The organism is Anaerobacillus sp. 1_MG-2023 (assembly GCF_030547345.1).
GTDB classification, from domain to species: domain Bacteria; phylum Bacillota; class Bacilli; order Bacillales; family Guptibacillaceae; genus Guptibacillus; species Guptibacillus hwajinpoensis_B.
The window spans coordinates 1-233 of record NZ_JAUORD010000277.1; the positions used below are offsets into that span (position 1 = coordinate 1).

The window sequence follows — 233 nt, forward strand, 5'->3', positions numbered from 1 at the left end:
AGAAGAACAGCATCCGCTCTAGAGATTGTTTTCTCATTGTAATTGTATTGCACTTCCCACGTAATTGTTTGAGTTGAACCATTGTATCCTTTGACAGTCTTCTTAAGCGGAACACCGCGCTGAACAGATACAGTAGATGCTGCTTTCACATCTTCCACATTGTCACTCATTACTGTTGCTTCATTTTGGAACTTAGATTGATCTTCATCTTCAAGGGAAGTTTTAAACTTCAC

1 protein-coding gene is annotated in these 233 nt (G+C 39.1%); it reads right to left on the reverse strand.

From position 1 onward, the window contains the following. Nucleotides 1-233, reverse strand: a 233-nt coding sequence (locus Q4550_RS24160) for a hypothetical protein (protein ID WP_303536812.1), incomplete at both ends; no start/stop codon positions are given.